The sequence below is a fragment of the Streptomyces sp. NPDC058464 genome, assembly GCF_042721035.1.
Lineage (GTDB): Bacteria > Actinomycetota > Actinomycetes > Streptomycetales > Streptomycetaceae > Streptomyces.
In genome coordinates this window covers 1-21,519 of sequence record NZ_JBHXMA010000021.1, presented here as the reverse complement: position 1 = coordinate 21,519, position 21,519 = coordinate 1, and the positions used below count along the sequence as shown (strand labels likewise).

The following is a 21,519-nucleotide window of genomic DNA, read 5'->3' as shown; positions in this document are numbered from 1 at the left end:
TCGCGTCGGATTCCCACACCGCGCGCAGAGATGCGCCGCTCATGGGCGTGCAGGATCGTGCCGCCCCGGAGCCGGAACTCGACGAGCTGGACCGGTGCGTCGTGCACGCCCTGCAGATCCGTCCCCGGGCGCCGTGGACGCTCGTCGGCGAGGTGCTCGGGGTCAACCCGGTCACCGCGGCCCGGCGCTGGCAGCGGCTCCAGGAGGCGGGCCTGGCCTGGGTGACCGCCTACCCACGGCTGTACGACCCGCGGATCGTGGTCACCGCGACCGTCGAGGTGGACGCCGAGCCGGGTGCCGCCGAGGACGTGGCGCAGGCCATCGCGCGGGACCCGGCGGTGCCCAACATCAAGCTCACGGCGGGCGGCCGGGACCTGGTGGCCGCGGTGCAGACCCGCAGCCTGGACGAGCTGGCCCGGCTCACCACCTCGCTCTTCCAGCGCACTCCGGGGGTGCGGGCGACCCGTACGCACGTCTCGACCGGCGTCTCGACGGAGGGCAGCCGGTGGCGGCTGCGCAGCCTGGACGAGGCCCAGGCGGCCCGCCTCGAAGCGGCGCTCCCGCCGTCCGGCCTGCCGGCGACCCCGGCCGAGTCGCGCTGGGACGAGCTGGACACCCGCCTGCTCGAACTCCTCAGCGTGGACGGCCGGATGTCGTTGCGCGACCTGGCGGCGGCCACCGGGACCAGTCTCACCACCCTGCGCCGCCGGGTGCAGTCGCTGCTCGCCTCCCGGCTCTGCCTGCGCTGCGACCTGGCACGGCCGCTGTCGGGCTGGCCGCTGTCCGCGGTCTACTTCGCCTCGGTGCCGGGCCAGTACGTCGAGGAGACCAGCAGGGTGTTGGCCGGGGTGCGCGAGGTCCGCTCGTGCTCGATCTCGGCCGGGCCGTACAACCTGATGATCGACGTCTGGCTGCGCGATCTGCGCGACGTGCACGCGTTCGAGGCCCATCTCTCCCGCAAGCTGCCCCGGCTGACCGTCGCCGACCGCTCGGTGGTGCTGCGCACGGTCAAGCACATGGGCCGGCTGCTCGACCACGACGGCCGCTGCGTGGGGGTGGTCCCGCTGCGCAACCCCCAGGTCGCCGGCGCACGGCACGCGCTCGATTCGGGTGCGGCGGCCGGCGGGACATGAAGACGCTGTACGCGACGAAGGCGGGCGTGCCGCTGCGGGCGGTGGCGAAGCGTGGCGTGGCCGGGTCCGGACGGTCGGGAACCGGTACCTGATGCCGTCGGCTCACAGTGACTTCCTACCGTCACCCCATCGCTTTCCCAAGTTGCCGGGTCAGTCTCAACATCGTTTGACAGCCCCCTGCTTGGGAGTACCTGTGCCGATCCCGCACCTCAGAGCCGCCCGCCGCACCCTGCTCGCCGCCGCGGGCGCCGCGCTGCTGACCTCGCGCTGGCCCTCGGCCGAGGCGGCGGACGCGACCGGGCTCGCCGACCCGGTCAAGAAGGACATCGCGATGCGGCTGGTGAGCAGCGCCGAGAACTCGTCCCTCGACTGGCAGGCGCAGTACAAGTACATCGAGGACATCGGGGACGGGCGCGGCTACACCGGCGGGATCATCGGCTTCTGCTCCGGTACGGGCGACATGCTGGCGCTGGTCGAGCTGTACACGGAGTGGGACGCGGACAACCCGCTGGCGAAGTATCTTCCCGCGCTGCGGGCGGTGAACGGCACCGCGAGCCACCAGGGCCTGGCGCCGGGCTTCCCCGCCGCGTGGCAGAAGGCGGCGAGGACGGCGGCCTTCCGCAGGGCGCAGCGCCACGAACGGGACCGCGTCTACTTCGACCCCGCCGTCGCGCGCGCCAAGAAGGACGGTCTCGGCACGCTCGGGCAGTTCGTCTACTACGACGCGATGGTCATGCACGGCCCCGGCACCAGCACCCTCGCCTTCGGCGGCATCCGTGCCCGGGCCCGCAGGCACGCGGCGACCCCGGCGGACGGCGGCGGGCAGCGGAGGTACCTCGGCGCCTTCCTCGGCGCCCGCGTGTGGGCGATGCGGCAGGAGGCCGCCCACCGGGACGTCAGCCGGGTAGAGACCGCCCAGCGGGTCTTCCTCGAGGCGGGCAACCTCGACCTGCACACCCCGCTCAAGTGGAAGGTGTACGGGGACAGTTACGAGATCGACTGAGGCGCGGCGAGGAGTACGGCGGCCTCCGTCGTACCCCTGCCTGCCGCCCGCCGCCGGCCGAGGTGGTTGAAGACCAGGTTCAGCAGCACGGCCGCCACGCAGCCCGTCGAGATTCCCGAGTCGAGGACGATCCGGGCCGTCTGCGGGAAGGCGTGGTAGAAGTCCGGCGCGGTGATCGGGACGATGCCGACGGCGAGGGAGACGGCGACGACCAGGATGTTCTCGTCCTTGTCGAGGCCCGCCCCGACCAGGGTCCGGATGCCGCTGGCCGCCACCGAGCCGAACAGGACCACCCCGGCGCCGCCCAGCACCGGGCGGGGTACGACGGCGATCAGCGAGGCGGCCATCGGGCACAGCCCCATCAGCACCAGGAAGCCGCCGCCGGCCGCGACCACGAACCGGCTGCGGATCCGGGTCATCGCGACCAGGCCGATGTTCTGCGCGAAGGCGCTGCACATGAACCCGTTGAAGAACGGGCTGATCGCCGAGCCGAGGGTGTCGGCGCGCAGGCCCGCCGCGATCGTCCGCTCGTCGGCGGGCCGTTCGACGATCTCGCCCAGCGCCAGCATGTCCGCGGTGGACTCGGTCATCGAGACCACCATCACCACGCACATCGACACGATCGCGGCGACCTGGAACTGCGGGGCGCCGAAGTGGAAGGGCGTCGGGAAGCCGACGACGTCCGCGTCCGCGACCGGCCCGAAGTCCGTGACGCCGAACGGGATCGCGACGGCCGTGCCCGCGACCAGGCCGGCGAGTACGGCGATCTGCTTGACGAAGCCGCGGGTGAACCGGCGCAGGAGGAGAACGATGACGAGCGTCGCGGCCGCCAGCCCGAGGTACTTCGCCGAACCGTAGTCGTCGGCCGTCGAGTCGGGGCCCTGCGCCCAGCCGAAGGCGACCGGGAGCAGCGAGACGCCGATGAGGGTGATGACCGTGCCGGTGACGACCGGCGGGAAGAAGCGGACCGCCTTGCTGAAGAAGGGGGCGGCGAGGAAGCCGAGGAGGCCGGCGACGATCACCGCGCCGAAGATGACCGGCAGGGCGTCGGACTTGTCGTGGGTGGCGGCGGCGATCGCGGTCATCGGGGCGACCCCGGCGAAGGTGACGCCGTTGACGAAGGGCAGCCGGGCGCCGATCTTCCAGATGCCGAGGGTCTGGAGGAAGGTGGCGAGGCCCGCGGTGAAGAGGCACGCGCCGGTGAGGAAGGTCAGTTCGGTGCCGGTGAGGCCGATGGCCGCGCCGACGATCAGGGGCGGGGCGACGACTCCGGCGTACATGGCGGCCACGTGCTGAAGGCCTGTGGTGGCCATTTTCAGGGCGGGGAGTTTCTCGTCGACGGGGTGCACGGGATGCGCGGACACGGGCGGTTCCTCCGGTCGGTTGACACGTCGGCTCTGACGTGGGTTTCAGGGAGGTGGTGCGTGCGGTCGTGGGGGCGCCTCCCGCTCGGGCGAAGCCGGGAGCGGGGAGGGACCGAAGGACGGTGACCGTGCCCGGGCGCGCGCAGGGCTGCGCACGCCCGGGAGACGGCCGCCGTGGGCCCGTTTCGGGGTCCACGGCCACCGGCCGGGAGCCGTCCCTCCCGACCGGAGCTCAAGTGACTTGCGGAGAAGCGGGGTTACCGCGCGGAGAGCTGCGCCAGCCGCTGGGCCTCGGCCCGGGTGGAGCGGGCGATCGCGTCCTCGTCGACGTGCAGCAGGCGGCCCGCCTCGACGATCTGCCGGCCGTTCACGAAGGAGGCGGTGACCGGGGCGGCCGCGCCGAGGACCAGGGCGGTCACCGGGTCGGCGATGGAGGCATGGGCGAGGGTGTCCAGCTTCCAGAGGACCAGGTCGGCGAGCTTGCCGGGTTCGAGGGAGCCGATCTGGCTTGCGCGACCGAGGACCTGGGCGCCGCCGTACGTCCCGAGGCGCAGCGCCTGGCGGGCGCCCAGCGCTGCCTCCTTGTGCGCGCCGAGGCGGTTGATGAGGAGGGCGTTGCGCAGTTCGGTGTGGAGTTCGCCGGACTCGTTGGACGCGGTGCCGTCGACGCCGAGGCCGACCGGGACGCCGGCGGCGAGCATGTCGGGGACGCGGGCGATGCCTGCGGCGAGGCGGGCGTTGGAGGACGGGCAGTGGGCGACGCCGGTCTTCGTGCGGGCGAACGCGGCGATGTCGGAGTCGTTCATGTGGACGCAGTGCGCCATCCACACGTCCTCGCCGAGCCAGCCGGTGGACTCGAAGTAGTCGGTCGGGCCCATCCCGAACAGCTCCTTGCAGAACTGCTCCTCCTCGACGGTCTCCGAGCCGTGGGTGTGCAGCCGGACCCCGAGGCGGCGGGCCAACCGGGCGCCCTCGCGGAGGAGTTCGGTGGAGACGGAGAACGGCGAGCAGGGGGCGACGGCCACCTGGGTCATCGCGTCGAAGGAGGGGTCGTGGTGCTCCTTGACGGTGGCCTCGGTGGCGGTGAGGGCACCGTCAAGGGTCTCGACGGCGAAGTCCGGGGGCAGGCCGCCGTCCTTCTCGCTGCGGTCCATGGAGCCGCGGGCGAGGGTGAAGCGGACGCCCGTCTCCCGGGCGGCGCGGATGATCGCGCCGGACAGGTCGCCGGAGCCCTTCGGGAAGACGTAGTGGTGGTCCATCGCGGTGGTCACGCCGCCCCGGGCCATCATCGCGAGCGAGCCCTGCGCGGCCGCGTACACCATGGGCTCGTCGATGCGCGCCCAGGTCGGGTACAGCGCGACCAGCCAGTCGAAGAGGTTGTGGTCGGTGGCCAGGCCCCGGGTGATCCACTGGTAGTAGTGGTGGTGGGTGTTGACCAGGCCGGGGGTCACCAGGTGGCCGGTGGCGTCGATCCGGCGTACGACGTTCTCCAGGCCCTCGGGGGCGTGGCCCGCGCCGAGCGACTCGATGCGGTTGCCGGCGATGACGACGTGCCCGTCGGCGTACTCGGTGTCGTGGGCGTCGACGGTCGCGATCGAACAGTTCTCGATGACGATGCGCTGGTCTGCTGCCATGGTTCGTCCTTTTCGCTCAGTGGACTGGTGATGTGGGCACGGCAGGACCCTGGAGATTTGAGTGCCGCGGCCGGGGAGCGGGAACCCCGCCGGCCGCGGGTGCCGAGGTGGGGAGTCTGGTCAGAGGTTGGTGAGGTCCACCGGGATCTTCGCCTCGCAGCCGTCCCGCAGGACGGTCGCCTCGATCAGGCCGTAGGGCCGGTCGGCGGCGTAGTACACGGCACCGTCCTCGGTGGCGTTCTTCAGCCCGAACGGCTCCAGGTCCACCAGGAAGTGGTGCTTGTTCGGGAGCGAGAAGCGGACCTCGTCGATCTCGCCGCGGTGGTCGATGATCCGCGAACCCATCTGGTACAGGGTCTGCTGGAGCGAGAGGGAGTAGGTCTCGGCGAAGGCCTGGAGCATGTGCTTCCTCGTCTGCTCGTAGGACTCCTCCCAGTCGGGCGTCTTCCCTTCGTCGCCGGACCAGTTGAAGCGCCAGCGGGCGGAGACCTGGGTGGCCAGGATGCGGTCGTACGCCTCGGGGAGGGTCGTGTACTTGTCCTTGACGTAGCCCCAGAACTCCGAGTCGGTCGAGTTCATCACGACCAGGTCCTTGAGTCCGGAGACGACCTCCCACCGCTCGCCGTCGTAGGTGATCTGGGCGAGCCGGGTCTCCTGGCCCTGGCGGACGAAGGAGTGCGCTCCCTTGCCGGAGTGCTCGATGCGCTCCCAGGCGTACTCCTCGATACGGATCCGGGCCGTCCTGATCGGTTCCTGGCTCGTCACGAAGTGCCGGGCGAGGTGGATGCCGAACTGCTCGGCGGACTCGATGCCGTGCTCCTTGGCGAACGCGAACACCGTGTTCTTGGTGGTGTCGGTCGGCAGGACGTTGGCGTTGGAGCCGGAGTAGTGGACCTCGTCCATGTCGCCGGAGAGCGACACCGACACGTTGAGGTCCTTGATGTGGTGGGTGGCCCCGTCCCGCGTGATCTTCACGACCCGGTTCTCGGCCTTGCCGTACTGGTTCTGTCCAAGAATCGTAGGCATAGAGCTAGCTCCCTCGGTAAACGGAGTAGCCGAACGGGTTGAGCAGCAGCGGTACGTGGTAGTGCTCGCCCGGGACGACGGCGAACGTGATCGCCACCTCCGGGAAGAACACGGCCGGTCCGCTGTCCCGATTCGCGGGGGCGTCCTGCTGCGCATCGGCTTGCTTCTTCGCGGACTTCTCGAAGTACGGCTCCACGGCGAAGTCGAGCCGTACGTGTGTGGTGCCCTCCGGCAGCGCCGGCAGGTCCTTGCACCGGCCGTCCGCGTCGGTCGCGGAGCCGCCGAGCGCCTCCCAGTCCGCTTCCCGGCCGGGGCGGGCGGAGAGCAGGACGGCGACGTCCCGGGCGGGGCGGCCGACGCTCGTGTCCAGGATGTGGGTGGACACGGAGGCGGTGGTGCTGGTGCTCATGGCGTCAGGCGTCCTCTTCGACGAGTCGGGCGAGCCGGATACGGTTGATCTTGCCCAGCTCGGTGCGGACGATCTCCCGCTCCGTCTCGGGCGGGTTGCCGATCCGCTCCTTGACCGCGTCCCGCATCTCCTCGCCGCTGCGGCCGGTGGCGCAGATCAGGAAGACATGGCCGAACCGCTCCTGGTAGGCCAGGTTGAGTTCGAGCATCTCCGCCTTGAGGCCGTCCGCGGCGCCGGCCATGCCGGACTGCTCCCGGGCCGAGGTGGGGTCGCCCGGCTTGGGGCGGCCGATCGGCGGGTGCCCGGCCATGGCCTCGGCCAGGTCCGCCGTGCTCAGCTCGGCCATGGCGGCGTCGCCGGCGGAGTAGAGGGCCTCCGGGGTGGCGTAGGGGCGGGCGGCGAGCAGGCGCCGGCCCCACGCCGTGGAGGCGCACGCCTCGTGGAGGGCGGCGAGGGCCGCCTGCTCCTCCAGGTCGTTGAACCGGGCCAGGCCCGGGGGCGTGGAAGTCGACGTCACGGGAGCCTCCGTGGCCGTGGGCGGCCTTCGTGCTGAACGGGCTGCCGGTAGCTAACTCCCTGCAGAACCCTTCGTCAACACTTTGTTGAAAATTCCGCGTAACAACCCCCGGACGCACCCCCGGCACACCCCGTGGGTCAGTTATCCTTCTCGCGGTTCAGGTAGTTGTAGACGGTGAAGCGGCTCACCCCGAGCGCGCTCGCCACGGTCTCCACGCCGTGCCGTACGGAGAAGGCGCCCCGCGCCTCCAGTATGCGCACGACCTCCTGCTTCGCCTTGCGGTCCAGGTCGGCCAGCGGCTTGCCCTGCTTGCGCTCCATGGCCGCCAGGATGTGATCGAGGGAGTCCGCGAGCTGCGGCAGCCGTACGGCGACCACGTCGACGCCCTCCCAGGCGAGCACGACGTCGTCGGGGCCGGCCTCGTCGGGCGGGAGCATCTCCCCGCCCATGGCGTCGACCAGCGGCTTCACGGCGGTGATGAAGGGCTCGTCCCCGTTTCCGGTCACTTGTCGCCGCCCTCCCCCACCACGTTGACCTGGAGCGAGATCCGGGTGGCCCCGGCCTCCAGGGCCCTGCGCAGCAGCGCGTCCACGGCACCGAGCACGGCGTCGGAGCCGCCCTCCGCCGTGTTCCCGAACGGCCCGACGTCCACCGCGTCCAGCGCGGCCGCCTCGATGACCTCACGGGCGACCAGCGCGTGCGCAGGGGCCTCGTCGAGGTCGAAGGGCTCGGTGGTGAACTCCACTTTCAATCGCATTGCGCCCCCATGGCACGGCTCTGACCTGCGCGTTCTCTCACTCTTCCGACCGAGAGGGCACAGCCGGGGCACATACGCCCGCCAAGGGGCCGAACACGCGGTCCGTCGCAACCCCGGTCTGTCGTTCCGACACGACCTTAACGGACTCCTCCGCTGCGATCAGCCCTGATCCGCGAGATCAATCCACGTAGTCGAGGGGGACCGTCCGGTAGCCCTTGACCTGTTCCGGGACCTCGAGCCTGCGGCTGGCGGCGGAGGCGACCATGGAGTGCAGGAAGCTGATCAGCGCGTTCCGCAGGGCCGACGTGTTGTCGTCCGACTTCTCCGCCACGAAGGCCGCGACGGTGGCGATCCTCTTGATCACCTCTTCGCGAGCGTTGCCGAAGCCGTAGGCGATGATGTGGGGCCTCGTCTTCCACTGAGGGTCCAGCAGGTCGTCCAGATGGTTCTCCCAGGGGTCGTTCGGCAGATCCTCCTTGTCCGTGGGAATGCCGTCCGTGAGGATGAAGACGACGGGCCGCAGCACGCGGACTCCCTTGTCGACCAGGGCGGGCACATCCGCCTCGATCCGGGTGCGCACCAGCTGGAACATGGGGCCGAAGTTGGTGCGTCCGGAACACGTGACCGTGGGCAGGTGGTTCACGTCGTCGAAGTCCGTCATCTGGGTGACGACATGGGGCCGGCTGTTGAACGACAGCACGGACAGGTGGACGAACTCCTTGACCTGCGGGGTCGTGTCGATGGTGTCGTAGATCGTCTCCAGCGTCTGGTTGAGCAGGTGCTCGGACTTCTGCATGGAGCCCGAGGTGTCCAGCACCACGTACATGGGCAGGCCGGACGACGGTGCGTAACTCATGGTGATCCTTTTCGAGTTGCCTGGTGACGGGGCGCGGTTGCGGGACGGGTCACGCCCAGAGGACGAGGAGGACGACGAACAGCGCGAGAAGGGCCAGGGCGACGCAACAGCCGATGAACTGAGCCGCGCCCTTGCCGTTCCCCGCCGGTGACGGGTGGGACCCCGGCCCGGGAGCCGCGGTCGCGGCCGGTTGCGGCGCCGGACCCCGGGTGTGCGGCTCGGCCGTACGGGCCGTCCCGCCCGAGGCCGTCCCACCCGTTGCCTTCGCGCCGGAGGTCGTCGCGCCGGAGGTCTTCGCCGCAGGGCGGTGGCGTACCTGGCGGAAGCCGGTGACATTGCTGCCCGGCGCGACGTCCGCCTGGGCCCCGGTGCCGCCCGGACTCCGCAACGCCTTCAGCAGCGTCGCCGTCCGCGGACGGTTCCGGAGATCGCCGCGGTCGAGTGCCTGCCGGAGCAGCGCGGGGAAGGTGTCGCTCGCCGGCCAGTCGCGCTCCAGCCTGCTGAGACTCTCCAGCGGTTCGCCCCGCGCACCGGTGATGCAGCGCAGGGCGAGCAGGGCCATCCGGTACCGGTCGGTCGGGACGGTCAGCGGGGTGCCTTCGGGGAACGCCGGATCGCTCCAGTCGGGCGATGCGATCCACGACCGGGTGCCGATGCCGCAGGAGTCCATGTCGAGCAGGTACACCGAGTCGCTGTCCTGGTCCCACAGCGCGTTCCGGTAGGACCAGTCGCCGTAGACGACGTCGTGCCGTTCCAGGACGGCGCCCAGCTCCAGGAACCGGCAGGCGATCTCCAGCCTGCGCTGACGCGCGGGCGGGTGCACCCCGATGGCCTTGAGGTAGGCCGCGTCCTTCACCAGATGGTCGAGCTGGAGCTCCCGTGGCTCGCTGCGCCGCCCGCCACGGAGGTTGAACGGCACGTAGAAGCGGGACGGCGCCTCGGCCATGACGACACCGACCGTCCGGTCCCCGTCCGTGATGCGGGAGACCGGCCAGGCGGCACTGCGGTCCAGCGTCCCCAGATCCGCCTGTGTCATCGAGCGCGGCAGCGCCACGAGGCGCCTCAGTGTGGCCGCCTCCGCCGGGGCCATGGGCGACTTGTACAGCTTGGCGACCCAGCCGGGACGGTCCGCCAGGCGGTCCACCGTGTGCGCCTGGCCGCCTCCGCCCAGGTTCTCCCCGGCGAGTTCGACCGAGGACAACGGGACGTCGTCCGGGAAGGGGTGGTCCGACCAGGTCCTCATCGCCGTCCTCCGTCCGCGGACGGGGTCCAGACCACGACGGCGGTCCGGTCGTCGTTTCGCTGGTGGGAGTCGTAACTGATGTGCAGCAGCAGGTCCAGGGCGGTGACCGGGGCGGCCCAGTGGTGGTGGAACCAGTCGTGGGCCTGCGGCAGTTCCGCGAGCGCGTCGCCCACCCCGTCGGTGGTCAGGGCCAGCGCCTGGCCGGGGCCGAGCGAGACGTGACGGCGTTCGACGGCTTCGGGGGTGTGCGGCAGAAACGTGCGGAGCCGTCCGGCGTCGGGCCCCTGTTCCTTTTCGCCCAGCACCTGGGCCCAGCGCTGCGGCCGGCGTGCCCAGGCGCCGGTGTCGCCGAGTCCGGCGATCCAGACGTCGCGGTCGCCGTTCGGTGCCGCGCCGGCGGGGACGACGGCCGCCACGGCGACGGTGCGCACACTGTCGGCGGGCCATTGGCGCTGGCTGGCGTGGGCGTGGACGTGCCGCGCCGCTTCCAGAAAGGCGCTGCCGTGATCGAGGTGGAAGAGCGGTACGCCCTCGTCCAGCTGGCGCCGCAGGGAGTTGACCAGAGAGAGGGTGGCGACGGCGGCCGCGGCGTCGGAGTGACTGCTGTCGGACATGCCGTCCGCGACCGCCACGACCAGATGCCGAGCGGCGGCGTCCCGGCCGATGCGGTACGAGTCCTGCCGGGGGCCGGCACCCGTCTCGTCGATCCGGTGCCCGGGTCCCACCACCGAGGCGGCACGGACCTCCAGATCACCCACCCGCGCGGAGTCGGCCGCCATGCCCGGCGGCGCCGGCTGCTGCGGCAGCCGCCAGGGCAGCTCGGCGAGGCGGGACGGCTGGTACATCACCGGGGGCGGCGGGCAGGCCCACGCCGCCCCGGACGGGACGCGCTTCCTCCCCGCGGGGACCGCCGGAACCGGCGGGACCACCGGAACCGCCGGCTCCGCCACCGGCCGCGTCGGCGCGACCCGTTCCACCCCGCCGACGGGACCGGACCCGGGCGGACGCTCGTCCGCGGGGGAAGGGGGGCTCTGCCACGCGGCCGGGGTGGTCGTGCCGTTCCACCCGGCGGGGACAGGGTTGCCGTTCCGCGAGGCCGGGGCATGCGGCGAGGAGACCGGGGACGGGCCGGTGCCCTGCCGCGGACCGTCGGCGGCGCCTCCCGGGATCGTCTGCTCGTCCTGCTTTCGCGAGGTGACCGCCATGACCGCCTCTCCCGCGAGGAAGCCGGCGATCGCTCCCACGACCAGCCCGGCAGTCGCGCCGTAGGGCCCCGCCATGATTCCTCCCAGAATGCCCGCCAGCAGTGCCAGCAGTGCCGTGCTCCAGCCGATGACACCGGCGGCACGCCAGCGTCCTGCGGACGTGCCGCGGTGATGACCGGGCGGCTGACCGCCCGGCGCGCCGACCGGCACTCCGCCCGGCAGCCTGCCGGGCCCGCGCCCCGCGGACTTCGGGCCCTGCGGCCGGGCGTGGTCGTAGGGGTACGTGTATCCCTGCTCGTGGCCGTGGTCGTGACCGGGGGGATCCTGCGTCATCCCTTGTCGTCCTCCTCGCCCCGGGTCCGGTCGCCGTGGGCCGGGGAGCGGCGCCCGCCGACCGGCTTCCAGCTGACGACTCCGCTGCCCGGTTCCTCCGGCCGCGGGCCGCCGGTGCCCGTGGCGGGCTCCGGTCGGGGCCCACCGGCCGCGCTGTTCTCCGTTCCGAGGGGCGCGGGGGGCTGGGACCGGGGAAGGGGCGGCGGAGTCCCGCCGCCCAGCGCGGGGCCGGCGTACGGGAGCGGCTCGCCCATGAACCGCTGGACCCACTCGGCGTACTCGGCGGGGTGCAGGTCGCCCTTGAGGTCCCGCAGCAGGGTCTGTTTCCGCTCCAGTGCCATGTCCTGTCTGGCGGCGATCTCCTGGAGGATGCTGCGCAACTGGCTGGGATCCTGTGCGACAAGGTGCATCAGGAGCCCTCCCTCGCCCTGCTGGGCGGCCTGCAGCGCGGCGGTCCGCTGCCGTACGCGTCGTGCCTCGTGCTCCTCCACCAGGGAGGTCAGCTCCTGTTCGCCCTCGGTCTGGACCCGGTTGACCTGGTGGGTGAGCTCGGCATGCTCCCGTTGCCAGGCCAGGTCGCGGTGCTGGCGCAGTTGGCGTTCGGCGGTCTCGTCCAGACCGAGCCGGACCGCGCAGGCGAAGACCGTCAGCCCGGCGTCGAAGGGGTGCTCGCGGCTGCGCAGGGAGCGGTTCGCCGAGTCCTCCGCGCGGGCGACGTCCTCGATGTCGAACCCCCGCGTGAGCGGACGCAGCAGGTCGTTGAGCACGCCCCGCACCAGCGACTCCGCCGTGGCCACGGTGGTGAGGCGGCGTTTCACCACCACGTCCGGTGAACTGACCCGCCAGGCTGTGCTGATCTCGGCCTGGAAGCCGAATCCCCTGGTCCGGCTGGGCAGGGAGTCCTGCCAGTCGGTGTGGTGGTCGGTGATGTCCACCTCGTAGCGGTAGTGGAACCGCGACGACTCGAAGAAGGACGGCCTGCGGTCCACCACGACGGGTTCGCCGGTGTCGAGCGAGAACACGAGAGCCGTTCCCGGCCGCGGTGTCTCCCCCCGGTTCACCATCCCGGCGGGCCACGGACCCGCGATCAGCTGCTCGGGATCGGACATGGTCATGATGTGCTGCCTTTGCTGTCGAAGTGGCTCAGGATCTGCCCGGCGCTGCGGGCGGCACGGCTGTCGGGTGCGTTCCAGGTGGAGACATGGCGCAGCAGGAAGCGTCTGCTGCGGTCGGTCGGTGCCGCCGCGTGCAGCAGCCGGGCCAGCGCGCGGCGGCCCGAGGGGTCCGCGTCCACCGTGCGGGCCCATTCCGTGAGGACCTGGGTGGCCGCCTCGTAGGTCTCGGGGGACTGGAGCACCGCGTCCCAGAGCAGCGCGATGTCCCGCTGGCGCACGGGGTCGCGGGAGGCCAGCGCCAGCAGCTTGGGCCACCGGCGGTGCGGCTCGCCGCCGCGTGCCGGCATGTCCTCCAGCAGGTCGGCCGCCGCGAAGAGGAAGGACAGCTCCCCGACGGTCCGGCGCTGTGCGTCACGGCGGGAGATCCAGTGCCGGAGCAGGTGGAGGGCGTCGCGCGCCTCATGGCCGTCCGTCGCGGCGAGCGCCTCGGTGACCCCCAGGCAGATCGCCTCGATGATCTCCGCGCTGTCGGTGGCGGCGAGCGTGTCGAGAAGAGCGACGGCCTCACCGGCGTTACCGGCGCCGGAGCGCCCGAAGGCGGTCCAGGCGCGCGCCGCCGTGGCCCGCAGAACCGCGTCACCGCCTGCCCACGCCTGGATCAGGTCCCTTACCGGTGAGGCGAGTTCGGGATTCTCGGCGGCGATGACCAGGGCCGTCGCGGCGGCCTCGCGCAGCACTCGCGCGGGGCTCCTGGCCCAGGGCTGCAGGACCCCCGTCCGCAGACTGTCGAAGGACAGCTCGGCCAGGAACCCGACGGCGACCGCCGCCCTGGTCCGGACGGTGGCCAGTTCATGGCTCGCGCAGTCCTTCAACCAGCCCGGCAGCTGGTGGCGCAGGACGTCGTACTCCTCCCACACGTTCTGCAGGACACGGCTCGCCATCCGGGAGTCGTCGAAGCGCACGACCTTCGCGGGGGCGCCACCGTGCCGGGAAGCGACCTGTGCTCCGACGAGCGAGGCGTTGAGCCGGCGCAGCCGCGTCGCGCGGGTCGCGGTGACCGCCTCGTTGCGGGGACGTTCGGGGTGTTCGGCGGTGGGCGGCGGCTGGAGCCGTCGGCCGAGCGAGGTGGCGAGCGTGGACACGGTCTCGTAGGCCTCTCCGCCGAAGACCGCCGTGGCGACGGCCACGCACTGCGTGGGAAGGTCCGCCAGGCCGTTGAACCATTTCTCGAACTCCTCCGCGTCGCGCAGCGAGCCGTGTTCCCTGACCTGGCGCACGGCGTCCGCCGGCGCGGCCGACGACTCGGAGAGCAGACGGGCGTTCTCGGCCGCCCTGGCGAGCGACGCGCCGACCGCCTGCGGCTCGGCGAAGAGTGCGGCCGCCTCCGGGGCGCGGAGCAGCTCCTCCGCCCGTCTCGTCCGCTGCGGGCCCAGCCACCAGCGCAGGTGCCTCTCGAAGACGTCCCACGGTGCGGGCGGCCCGCTCACCGGGAAGGTCTGCTTGTCGAGTTCGGGATCCGCCGTGCGCGCACCGTCGCGCAGGGTGACGACCAGGCGGCAGTTCCGTGCGCGCATCACCGAGTTGAGGCGGTGGAGTTCGAAGCCGGTGAACGGAGGGGCCGTGCCCGCGGGGTTGAGCTCCTGGAGCAGGTAACCGTGGCCCGGCCGCAGCGACGTCTCCTCGAGCAGCGTCAGGTCGGCGTCCGGCTCCAGGCACTGCAGGGTGGTGTGCCCGCGTGCCAGCAGCAGCCGTTGTGCCACGGCGTACTTTCCGTGGCCCTGGGCGCCGCTGAGCAGAACCACGCGGAAGGGCTCGCTGTCGCGCAGCAGGGCGTCGTAGGACGCCGGAGGCAGGAAGGCCGAGGAGACGAGGTCGATGTCCTGGGCCGACAGCTGGTAGGCGCGGACGGAGCGGCGGCCCTGGCCGAGGAGCACCTCGATGTGGTCTCCGCCGTACACCCGTTCACCGGTGATCCGTGACTGTGCGAAGCGCGAGAGGTAGGAACGGGCGTCCCGCTCCGCGTCGAGGCGTTCGTCCGTCGAGCCGGGCTGGGCCGCGCGTGCCGACAGGGCGCGGCGGATGTCGTCGACGCCGAGCTCCGGGGTGTCCGCCGGGCCTGCGGACACCGGGGACAAGACCTCGCCCTCCTGGGCGGGCGAGGTGTTCTCCGGGCCGTGCTGGGCGGAGCCCTGGGCGGATTCCTCCGTCATGCGCCGTCCCCGTTCCGGGCGGAGTCGGTGTGCGCCTCGTCCGGCGCGAGGCCTTCGTAGTGGTTCCCGCCGTACACCCGGCCCGGGTTGTGGAAGACGGCACCGGCGAAGGGGCCGTGGTTACCGCCGGCCGGAGGGGCCGGCGGGGCCGGAGCCACGGGGCCCGGGGTCGCGGCGACGGACGCGGGGTCCGCGGCCGACGCGCGCGTGGCGGACGCGTCCGTGGCGGGAGGGGGTGCGGACGGCGTCGGGTGCTCGGGGGCCGGGGCCGGGGCGCCCAGCCCCGGGGGTTCGTCGTAGCCGGGGACGCGCAGCCAGGCCCGGGAGGTGATCTCCTTCGCCATGAAAGGCAGTTCACGGAAACCGGACGCCGGAAGCTCGGGGTAGTCGTGGCGGACGACCGCGGCGTGCCAGTCCGCGGTCACGGCCAGCGCCAGGCCGGAACGGGAGGCCGCTGCGAGGGTGGTCCGCAGCGCGTCCAGGTCCACGAGCCGGCACGCGGTGTTGAGCGCTTCGCCCACCCAGCCGCGCCTGTCCTGTGACACCTCGCCGGCATGCAGCGCGACGCGCACCCGCAAGGCGGTCTCCTCGTTGCCGCGCTGTGCGTGACCGCGCAGACCGGTCTGCAGGGCGTCCAGGAAGCTGGTGGTCAGGTCGAGTTTGGAGACCGACGGACGCAACAGGAGGAAGCAGCCGTCCCCCCGGTCGCTCGTGGCCGCCACGTCGTCGGTGCCGACTCCCGCCTGCTCCAGCGCCTTGTCGACGATGGCGTAGAGCTGTTCCCGCAGCCATCGCTGCATGGGGTCCGTGCGGCGGCCGAATCGCTCTATGTCGATGACCACGATGAGGTAGTAACGCGGTTTGCCGTCCATGCCGTCCATGCCGGATGCACCTCTCCTTCGTTCACGTGGGACAGCGGCCGCCGGGCTTCCCCCGGGCGCGCTCCGACGACCGCCGCACCCCAGACAAGCCGATGCCCCGCCCTCTCTTCCGCATCAAATGACCCACTGGAGAGCAGTTGGCCGGCGTCCGGTCAGGGCCGATCCGGTTCCCAGGTGGCGAGCGAGGCGGGGTCCAGGACCACGATGACGCCTCTCTGGGTGGCGACCAGTTCGCAGGCCTGCAGTTCGCGCAGGGTCCGCACGACGGACTCCCGCGACGTGCCCACCGCGCTCGCCAGCTCGTACTGCGTGATCCGCACCGACCGTGCCGTCGGGGCCCAGGCCGACGCGTCCGCGCCGTACCGGCCGGCCATCTCCACGAGCAGCCGTGCCACCCGTGTCGCGGCGGGCTCGGCACCCAGCGCCTCACGCTGAACGTCGGCGTGCCGCAGCCGTGCACCGACGCTCCGGAGCACCGCGAGACCGAGGTCTCCGTTGGCACGCAGCAGTGCGGTGAACCTGCTGCCGGACACCGCGACCCCGTGCCCGTCCTGCGTCGCGATCACCGAAGCCGAGCGTGTTCCGCCGTCGATGCAGGAGAGTTCGCCCACCAGCTCCCCGGCTCCCCTGAAGGCAAGCAGGCTGGTGTAGCCGCCCACGGACTCGGACACGACCTTCACGACGCCCTTGCGCAACAGGATCGCCCGGTCGCCTCGTTCTCCCTGGCGCAGCAGCACGTCGCCGTGCCGCCAGGTCTCCACCACACCCGCGCCGTACAGCAGGGTCAGGTGCTCCGAACTGAACACCTGTAACGCTGACACATGACGTAAACCGGGCTCCGGCGCCGAACGTACGTCGTCCCGCACAGGAACTCCCCCTCCCCCGTTCCGGTCGGGTGCTCGGCTGCGGCCGGGCGCCCGGGACGACCACTGTAGGGGCGGAAGTTCCGCGTAGTGAGGCGTTTGCCCCAGAACCATGGGTTTGCCGCTCCGGTCACCGACCGGGTCTCACCGGCCCTTGCGCAGGAACCCCCGCAGCCGCCGCTCCGGCCAGGTGTTGATCACGTCGTCCCTGGTGAGCCAGCCGCGCTGGGCGGTGCCGATGCCGTAGCGCATGTTGGCGAGGTGCGGGACGGCATGGGCGTCGCTGTCGACGGCGAACTTCACGCCGTGCCGGCGGGCCCGCAGGATGTCCTCGTCGCGCAGGTCGAGGCGGTGCGGGTGGGCGTTGATCTCCAGGGCCGTGCCGGTGCGGGCGCAGGCGGCGAAGACCGCGTCGAGGTCGGCGTCGATGCCGGGCCGTTTGCCGATGAGGCGGGTGGTGGGGTGGCCGATGACGTTGACGTACGGGTTCTCGCAGGCCCGCACGAGCCGCCGGGTCAGCTGCTCGCGGCTCTGCCTGAAGTGCGAGTGCACGGAAGCGACGCACAGGTCGAAGCCGGCGAGGAAGTCGTCCGGCCAGTCCACCTCGCCCTCGGGGCCGATGTTCAGCTCGGTGCCGTGCAGCAGCCGCAGCCCGCCGCGCCGCCCCTTGACGGGATACGCGCCGTCCAGCTCGCGCACCTGCTCCCGCTGGGCCAGCATCCGCTCGTCGGTCATGCGCTGCATCGCCAGGTCGGGCGCGTGGTCGGTGACCGCGTAGTAGGCGTAGCCGCGCGCGGCGGCCGCCTCGGCCATCTCCTCCAGCGGGGCGAGCCCGTCCGTGAGGTCGGTGTGGGTGTGCAGGTCACCGCGGAGGTCGGCCTCGGTGACCAGTTCGGGCAGTTCGTCGCGCAGCCCGGCCTCGATCTCCCCGCGGTCCTCGCGCAGCGTCGGCGGGATCCACGGCAGGCCGAGCCGGGCGTACACCTCCTCCTCGGTCCCGGAGACGATCTTCTCGCCGCTCTCGACGTCGAAGAGCCCGTACTCGGAGAGCTTGAGCTTCTGGTGCACCGCGATCTCCCGGGTGCGGATGTTGTGGGCCTTCGAGCCGGTGAAGTACTGGAGGGCCGCGCCCCAGGAGTCCGGCGGTACGACGCGCAGGTCCACATTGAGGCCCCTGCCGGTGCGCACGGACGTCTTGGTGCCGCCCTGCCCGATGACCTCGGTGACGTACGGCAGCCCGGTGAACGCCCGCATGAGCGGCGCGGAGTCCTCCGCCGCGGCGAGGATGTCGATGTCACCGATGGTCTCGCGCATCCGGCGCAGTGAGCCGGCGTACGTGCACCGCTCGCAGCCGGTCACCGCGGAGAGCGCTCCGACGATGTCCTCGGCCAGCTCCATGGCCACGTCGATCTGCACCCGCCCGCCGGAGGACCGGAGCAGTTCGATGCCGTGGAGGATGTTCTCCTCCGTCTTCGGGCCGAAGCCCTTGAGGTCGCGCAGCCGTTCGTCGCGGATGGCGTCGGCGAGTTCGTCCACCGACGAGACGCCCAGCTCCTCGTAGACCGCCATGGCCTTCTTCGGGCCGAGGGTGGGGATGGCCGTCAGTCGCCGGACCCCGTCCGGGATCTTCGCCCGCAGCTCCTCGACGGCGGCCACCCGGCCGCTGTCGAAGTACTCGCGGACCTTCTGGGCGATCGACTTCCCGACGTTGGGGATCTCCTGCAGCCCCTTGAGGTCGAGGGTGGAGACATCGGCGTGGTGGCCGCCGAGGGACCGGGCGGCCTTCTCGTAGACCCGCGCCTTGAACGCGTCTCCGCCGGTGATCGAGATCAGGTCCGCGTACTCCTGGAGCAGTGCGGCCACCTCGTCGTTGGACCGAGCCATGCCTTCAGGGTAGGGCGCCGGTTCTGCGCGGGCGCTCTTGACAGCTCTCCCCGTTCACAGGCAGTCTTCCATTAAGCAGAAATCAACTTCCGTAATACGGAAAAGCAGCCAACGGAAGGGAGCGCCGGCCCCCATGGGATTTGCAGAGCAGCGCTTCAACGTCAACCTGTCGATCCTCTTCACGGAACTCCCGCTCCTGGAGCGCCCGGCGGCCGCCGCCGCGGCCGGCTTCTCGGCGGTCGAGCTGTGGTGGCCCTGGGTCGACTCCCCCACCCCCGAGCGCTCCGAGCTCGACGCGCTGAAGAAGGCGATCGAGGACGCGGGCGTCCGGCTGACCGGCCTGAACTTCTACGCCGGACAGCTCCCCGGCCCCGACCGGGGCGCCCTGTCGCTCCCCGGCGCGGAGTCGGAGAGGTTCCGCGCCAACATCGACGTCGCGGCAGGCTTCGCGGAGTCGCTCGGCTGCACGGCCCTCAACGCGCTGTACGGCAACCGCGTCGACGGCGTGGACCCAGCCGAGCAGGACGCCCTGGCGCTGGAGAACCTGGCGCTCGCGGCGCGCGCGGCCGACCGGATCGGCGCGCTGCTGCTGGTCGAGGCGCTGAACAGGCCCGAGTCGCCGCGGTATCCGCTGGTGTCGGCGCCGGCCGCCGTCGAGGTCGTCGACAGGGTCAACGAGGCCACCGGGCTCGGCAACGCGCGCTTCCTCATGGACCTCTACCACCTGTCCATGAACGGCGAGGACCTGCCGTCGGTGATCGAGCGGTACACGCCGAGGACGGGCCACGTCCAGATCGCCGACAACCCGGGCCGCGGCGCCCCGGGCACCGGCTCACTCCCCCTCGACGACCTCCTCGACCAGCTGCGGAAGGCCGGTTACGACGGCTGGGTGGGCCTGGAGTACAAGGCGGGCGACCGCCCGAGCGCCGACGCCTTCGAGTGGCTCCCGCGCGAAGCGCGCTGAACTCCCCGACTTTGCAGAGCAGGCAGAGAGGCACCCCCGATGAGCAACACACTCCCCAAGATCGCCTGGATAGGCCTCGGCATCATGGGCTCCCCCATGTCCGAGAACCTGGTCAAGGCGGGTTACGACGTCACCGGCTTCACGCTGGAGCAGGACAAGCTGGACCGGCTGACCGCCGCCGGCGGCACCGCGGCCGCCTCGATCGCCGAGGCCGTGCGGGGCGCCGACGTGGTCATCACGATGGTGCCCGCGTCACCGCAGGTCGAGGCCATCGCCTACGGCCCGGATGGCATCCTCGACAACGCCGGGTCCGGCACTCTCCTCATCGACATGTCGTCCATCACCCCGCAGACCTCCGTCGACCTGGCGAAGGCGGCGCGGGACAAGGGCATCCGCGTGCTCGACGCGCCCGTCTCCGGCGGCGAGGCCGGGGCCGTCGAGGCCGTGCTCTCCATCATGGTCGGCGGCGAGCAGGCCGACTTCGACAGCGCGAAGCCGATCTTCGAGGCGCTGGGCAGGACCATCGTGCTGTGCGGTCCGCACGGCTCCGGTCAGACCGTGAAGGCCGCCAACCAGCTGATCGTCGCCGTGAACATCCAGGCGTGCGCCGAGGCCGTGGTCTTCCTGGAGAAGTCCGGCGTGGACCTGGCGGCCGCGCTGGACGTCCTGAACGGCGGCCTGGCCGGCTCGACCGTACTGACGCGGAAGAAGGACAACTTCCTGAACCGCGACTTCAGGCCGGGCTTCCGAATCGACCTGCACCACAAGGACATGGGCATCGTGACGGACGCGGCCCGCAACGTCGGCGCCGCCCTTCCGGTCGGTGCCGTGGTGGCACAGCTGGTCGCCTCCCTGCGCGCGCAGGGCGACGGCGGCCTGGACCACTCCGCACTGCTCCGCTCGGTGGAGCGCCTGTCCGGCGCCCAGGTCTGAGCCGACCCCCAGGACTTCCGGGCGGCGCCGGCGCCGACAACTGTCCTGTCGCGCCCAGGTGCCGGCGCCGCCCGGGAACCACGACGACCTCGTCGGGAGCGGCACCCCGGTGTTCCTCGGTCCCTTCACGAGCCGTCAGGAGCCGGACACCGTCCGGGACTTCCGGGCACACACCCCCGGGACCGCCCGCCGGGTGCCGGTCGTCGTGGCGGCGATCGAGCGGGGCAAGGACGACGGCCTCCCGCGGGCCGGCGAGGTGCGCCGACTGCTGTCCGAGGAGGAGCGGCGGCACCTGCCCGCCGACATCGCCGGCGGCCTCTCCCGGGGCTCCCGGGTCTCCCGCGACGACGTGATCGAGAAGAACCCGACCCATTTCCACGCCGCCCACCCGGAGTACGGCAGGCGCGTGGCGGAGGCGGTCCGCGCCCTGCGCGAGGACTGACCCCACAGACGGCCCGCGGCGGCCGACCGGCCCGGATGAGGGGTGGCCGGTCGGTGTCGGTGCGCGGGCGGGGCGAGGACCGCGGCGGCGTGCGAGCCAGTGCGGTGGTGAAGGAACCGGGCGCTCTTCCCGACCAGAGGGAAGCACCCCCGGTTCCGTCGCAGCCGCCGCGGTCCCAGCCACCCTCCCCGAGCCCCGTCCGGCGGCGCGAACGTCCTGTCGCGCCCAGCCTCGCGCCGTCGGACGGCCACACCGCGGGAGAGCCTCACGGACTCCCTGAGCGCCGGACAGCGCCGGGCGCGGAACCGCCCGCGTCCGGCGCTTCGGCGTGCGTTTCCGCCTCCGCCGCAGGAGCCTTGAGGCATGACAGCACATCCACCGACGGAGTTTCCGCACATCGTCGTGCACGCGCCGGCCCTGGACGGCTCCCGGCGGGTCACCGAGGGCGACGTGACCCTCGGGATCGCCTCCCACCTCGACGACGTGATCGAGATCCTGCGGATGGCCGACCTGGACCGGATCGAGGTCGAGGAGAGCGACCTCATCGAGTGGCAGGGCGGCGGCCCGGACGACTGGCCGGGACTGACCGAGCATCCCGAAAGCTGATGTACCGGGACGAACACGCAGGCCGATCCTCAAATAAAGCTCTGAACTCTGTTCAGGATGCTTCAACCGCCGTAGTCGGCGGGCATATTCACGTCACACGGTGCCCGCCGGCACGGGGGCGGCGGGCACCGAGTCACCGAC

Annotated in this window: 20 protein-coding genes and 1 pseudogene; 6 read left to right on the top strand and 15 right to left on the bottom strand. The window is 71.9% G+C overall.

Going from position 1 to position 21,519, the window contains the following annotated elements:
- Positions 1-41: 41 nt before the first annotated feature.
- Positions 42-1,133, top strand: coding sequence for an Lrp/AsnC family transcriptional regulator (locus tag ACFWPQ_RS26250; protein ID WP_384039438.1), 1,092 nt, complete (start codon positions 42-44; stop codon positions 1,131-1,133).
- Positions 1,134-1,326: 193 nt separating this feature from the next.
- Positions 1,327-2,136, top strand: coding sequence for a chitosanase (locus ACFWPQ_RS26245; protein WP_384039435.1), 810 nt, complete (start codon positions 1,327-1,329; stop codon positions 2,134-2,136).
- Here ACFWPQ_RS26245 and ACFWPQ_RS26240 read toward each other — a convergent pair.
- The 15 genes from ACFWPQ_RS26240 to polX all read right to left on the bottom strand — a co-directional run bounded on the left by ACFWPQ_RS26240 (position 2,121) and on the right by polX (position 18,433).
- Entirely contained in the window at positions 2,121-3,449 is a 1,329-nt protein-coding gene (locus ACFWPQ_RS26240) for a nucleobase:cation symporter-2 family protein (RefSeq protein WP_384039860.1), read from the bottom strand. The genes ACFWPQ_RS26245 and ACFWPQ_RS26240 overlap by 16 nt on opposite strands.
- A gap of 308 nt (positions 3,450-3,757) precedes the next feature.
- Positions 3,758-5,134 (bottom strand): 8-oxoguanine deaminase, encoded by a 1,377-nt coding sequence (locus ACFWPQ_RS26235; protein ID WP_384039432.1) that lies wholly within the window; start codon positions 5,132-5,134, stop codon positions 3,758-3,760.
- A gap of 120 nt (positions 5,135-5,254) precedes the next feature.
- On the bottom strand, positions 5,255-6,160 hold the full coding sequence (gene pucL / locus ACFWPQ_RS26230; protein ID WP_384039429.1) for a factor-independent urate hydroxylase: 906 nt from the start codon (positions 6,158-6,160) through the stop codon (positions 5,255-5,257).
- 4 nt (positions 6,161-6,164) lie between these two features.
- A complete protein-coding gene (gene uraH, locus ACFWPQ_RS26225; RefSeq protein WP_384039426.1) occupies positions 6,165-6,569 on the bottom strand; it encodes a hydroxyisourate hydrolase in 405 nt (134 codons plus the stop codon).
- Positions 6,570-6,573: 4 nt separating this feature from the next.
- Positions 6,574-7,086, bottom strand: coding sequence for a 2-oxo-4-hydroxy-4-carboxy-5-ureidoimidazoline decarboxylase (uraD, locus tag ACFWPQ_RS26220; protein WP_384039423.1), 513 nt, complete (start codon positions 7,084-7,086; stop codon positions 6,574-6,576).
- 137 nt (positions 7,087-7,223) lie between these two features.
- Positions 7,224-7,592: a helix-turn-helix domain-containing protein gene (locus ACFWPQ_RS26215; protein WP_384039420.1), complete on the bottom strand. Its 369-nt coding sequence runs from the start codon at positions 7,590-7,592 to the stop codon at positions 7,224-7,226.
- Positions 7,589-7,843 carry a hypothetical protein gene (locus tag ACFWPQ_RS26210; protein ID WP_384039418.1) on the bottom strand — a complete coding sequence of 85 codons (255 nt, stop codon included), beginning with the start codon at positions 7,841-7,843 and terminating at the stop codon, positions 7,589-7,591. The genes ACFWPQ_RS26215 and ACFWPQ_RS26210 overlap by 4 nt, the downstream gene beginning before the upstream one ends.
- A gap of 178 nt (positions 7,844-8,021) precedes the next feature.
- The gene (locus tag ACFWPQ_RS26205) at positions 8,022-8,699 is read right to left on the bottom strand and encodes a VWA domain-containing protein (protein WP_384039415.1); all 678 of its coding nucleotides are present in this window, start codon (positions 8,697-8,699) and stop codon (positions 8,022-8,024) included.
- Between the two features lie 49 nt (positions 8,700-8,748).
- Positions 8,749-9,942, bottom strand: a complete 1,194-nt coding sequence (locus ACFWPQ_RS26200) for a hypothetical protein (protein ID WP_384039413.1) — start codon at positions 9,940-9,942, stop codon at positions 8,749-8,751.
- Positions 9,939-11,480, bottom strand: a complete 1,542-nt coding sequence (locus ACFWPQ_RS26195; RefSeq protein WP_384039410.1) for a protein phosphatase 2C domain-containing protein — start codon at positions 11,478-11,480, stop codon at positions 9,939-9,941. Before ACFWPQ_RS26195 ends, ACFWPQ_RS26200 begins: the two co-directional genes overlap by 4 nt.
- Positions 11,477-12,595 (bottom strand): hypothetical protein, encoded by a 1,119-nt coding sequence (locus tag ACFWPQ_RS26190; RefSeq protein WP_384039406.1) that lies wholly within the window; start codon positions 12,593-12,595, stop codon positions 11,477-11,479. Before ACFWPQ_RS26190 ends, ACFWPQ_RS26195 begins: the two co-directional genes overlap by 4 nt.
- Positions 12,592-14,805: a hypothetical protein gene (locus tag ACFWPQ_RS26185; protein ID WP_384039404.1), complete on the bottom strand. Its 2,214-nt coding sequence runs from the start codon at positions 14,803-14,805 to the stop codon at positions 12,592-12,594. Before ACFWPQ_RS26185 ends, ACFWPQ_RS26190 begins: the two co-directional genes overlap by 4 nt.
- Entirely contained in the window at positions 14,802-15,686 is an 885-nt protein-coding gene (locus ACFWPQ_RS26180; protein WP_384039402.1) for a hypothetical protein, read from the bottom strand. The genes ACFWPQ_RS26185 and ACFWPQ_RS26180 overlap by 4 nt, the downstream gene beginning before the upstream one ends.
- A gap of 152 nt (positions 15,687-15,838) precedes the next feature.
- A complete protein-coding gene (locus ACFWPQ_RS26175; RefSeq protein ID WP_384039400.1) occupies positions 15,839-16,492 on the bottom strand; it encodes a Crp/Fnr family transcriptional regulator in 654 nt (217 codons plus the stop codon).
- A gap of 201 nt (positions 16,493-16,693) precedes the next feature.
- Positions 16,694-18,433, bottom strand: a complete 1,740-nt coding sequence (gene polX, locus ACFWPQ_RS26170) for a DNA polymerase/3'-5' exonuclease PolX (RefSeq protein WP_384039397.1) — start codon at positions 18,431-18,433, stop codon at positions 16,694-16,696.
- Between the two features lie 133 nt (positions 18,434-18,566).
- On the opposite strand from polX, the gene ACFWPQ_RS26165 reads away from it, so the two are divergent.
- The 4 genes and pseudogenes from ACFWPQ_RS26165 to ACFWPQ_RS26150 all read left to right on the top strand — a co-directional run bounded on the left by ACFWPQ_RS26165 (position 18,567) and on the right by ACFWPQ_RS26150 (position 21,378).
- Positions 18,567-19,397, top strand: a complete 831-nt coding sequence (locus ACFWPQ_RS26165) for a TIM barrel protein (RefSeq protein WP_384039394.1) — start codon at positions 18,567-18,569, stop codon at positions 19,395-19,397.
- Between the two features lie 39 nt (positions 19,398-19,436).
- A complete protein-coding gene (locus ACFWPQ_RS26160) occupies positions 19,437-20,330 on the top strand; it encodes a 2-hydroxy-3-oxopropionate reductase (protein ID WP_384039391.1) in 894 nt (297 codons plus the stop codon).
- Between the two features lie 226 nt (positions 20,331-20,556).
- Positions 20,557-20,772, top strand: a pseudogene (locus ACFWPQ_RS26155) (catalase-related domain-containing protein); the annotation flags it as partial.
- 363 nt (positions 20,773-21,135) lie between these two features.
- Positions 21,136-21,378, top strand: coding sequence for a hypothetical protein (locus tag ACFWPQ_RS26150; RefSeq protein WP_384039388.1), 243 nt, complete (start codon positions 21,136-21,138; stop codon positions 21,376-21,378).
- Positions 21,379-21,519: the final 141 nt, after the last annotated feature.